The following is a 2265-nucleotide window of genomic DNA, read 5'->3' on the forward strand; positions in this document are numbered from 1 at the left end:
TCGTCATTTCTTCGGCACTTGCGACCAATGAGTTTTCTGAGCCGATAAAGAAAAAAGCCTCAGCGCGATCAATCATCTTGTGCAAGGCTGTGTTCAGAACCATATACACATGAGCTGTTGATTGATTGCGCTTTAGGTAGTCATACATCAACCCATTAGATTGCAGACAATATCGATTATCTACTTCACGCAAAAGTTCGTATACGGAACCCCAAACTTCGGAGTCAATAAACACACTAAGACCCTTGCTTCGTAATGCTGCAGCTAGATCTAGTGCGACAGCCCTATCTTGAAATGAATGCGATAAGAAGACATCCGGTTTGCCTTGTGGGAATAAGCAATCCGCGACCTTGGCAGCATCAATTGGGTGACCAGACATAATCAATTTTTCTACTGCTGTTATGTCAAGTGAACTACTTGCGCCTGCTTGCTGTACAAACGCTTCATTGATTTTAATGTCTGAATCTAAACGAAACCCTCTAAACATCGCACTCTCCTTGTTTTGTGAGATTTATTTTTCGAAAAAGCTCTTCACTGACTGGCTGACCAAGGCTATTTCCCTGTCAGTAATTCCATACCACATAGGCAACCTAACTAAGCGTTCACTTTCTATAGTCGTGTAAAGATCGTTACCATGAAAACGTGCGAACTGTTCACCGGCTGCGGCTGTGTGCAGTGGCACGTAGTGGAAAACTGCCATTATCTCATTTGATTTAAGGTGTTCAAGCAAGGCGCTTCTCTCATCAAGATCGGCCACCTTAAGGTAGAACATGTGGGCATTGTGGGTGCACTCTGCAGGTATGGACGGTAATCCAAGTTTGCCTGCTGTCTGTAATGGAAGCAGTGCATCATAATAGGCCTGCCAGCTTGCAAGGCGGTTGGTGTTGATTTCGTCAGCGCGTTCCAATTGGCCCCACAGGAATGCAGCCTGGAGTTCGCTCGGCAGATAACTGCTACCTACATCGACCCACTGGTATTTGTCGACCATTCCACGGAAGAACTGGCTGCGATTGGTGCCTTTTTCGCGGATAATTTCGGCACGTTCTTTAAATTTTTCATCGTTAATGATGAGTAGGCCACCCTCGCCACCGCTGGTGTAGTTTTTGGTTTCGTGGAAGCTGAATGCGCCCAGGTGACCGATGGTGCCTAGCGCGTGACCCTTGTAGGTGCTCATCATGCCTTGTGCCGCATCCTCGATCACAAAGTGCAGCGGTGGTGACAAACTGCTTTACAAACAATCGCTTTTATTTGAAAGGCTTAATGCACGGTCTACAAGCACTTTTGTCCTAGCAATGCCTGACTCTCTTGACCAATAATCACTTACTAGCCGCTTATTGCGTTCTTTTTCTTCAATTGATAGCGGTCTATCTAACAGTGAAATATCTTTTTCCAGTTCTTGTACTGATGAAATCTTGACACCTAAATCTTTCAGAAATGGAAATGTCGGGTTTTCTTCACGCAAAAATACGCGAGCACCCAGGTACAGCATGATTACAATATTACCGACAGCTTGCTGTCGTTTATGATTCATGATCACATAGCCGCATTGCTTGATAGTGGCCACATAATCTTGAATAGGCATAAAGTCTTTCAGCGGATTAAAATCCAATCCGAAATATTTTTTTCCCAGTGCTGCAATTCTTTCACCATATACTGTATCGCCATAGCTGAGCGGTGCTATAACTTTCCGGTTTTCAACACCGTTTTTAACCAGGAAATCAAATGTTTCTTTATGATTGCAGGTCAGTGAAGCACTATTCCCAACCAGGATTGTGTTGCCATCTACCTGCTCACCTTCAAAGCCCTTAATAAGATGATCTTCCATGGTGCCGTAATTCCAGCGTACATGTTCTGGGAAGCTCTCCCATTTACGGGACTTCAGCACCATATCGTATTCATTCGGCAGAACGGGTGAAAAAAAAGAAAGCCTTTCAATGGCTTTTTTTCTAAACTTTGAAATACCAGCCATTTTTAATGCAACCCGTAGGGCCTTACCAATCGTTGATCGAATTAAAGATTTATTGTTTTTAGCCAATATTCTTTTCGTTTCGGGCATCAGTAGATCATCAGGATTACCGATCAAAGCGTAGTAATCATACCCCCAACCCAGCCATACCGTTGGTACTTCTTCAGGAACATTGAATATTTCTGGATATAGCAGATCACCAAATGAATGAAAAACCACTAAATTATATTTTTTATATTCTGATTTTTTAACTATAGGCCTTCTTATTAGAGATATTGAATATTTGATATGGCTGTAAT

3 protein-coding genes are annotated in these 2265 nt (G+C 42.9%); all 3 read right to left on the reverse strand.

Annotation, left to right across the window (positions count from 1 at the left end):
• A partial coding sequence (locus tag IBX50_RS19830) for a hypothetical protein (protein WP_292258121.1) occupies positions 1-487 on the reverse strand: 487 nt, incomplete at its 3' end.
• Positions 488-511: 24 nt separating this feature from the next.
• Complete coding sequence (locus IBX50_RS19835; RefSeq protein ID WP_292258122.1) at positions 512-1201, reverse strand: DegT/DnrJ/EryC1/StrS family aminotransferase; 690 nt, start codon at positions 1199-1201, stop codon at positions 512-514.
• A 27-nt stretch (positions 1202-1228) separates the two neighbouring features.
• A partial coding sequence (locus IBX50_RS19840; RefSeq protein WP_292258123.1) for a TDP-N-acetylfucosamine:lipid II N-acetylfucosaminyltransferase occupies positions 1229-2265 on the reverse strand: 1037 nt, incomplete at its 5' end.

Source organism: Marinospirillum sp. (assembly GCF_014859565.1).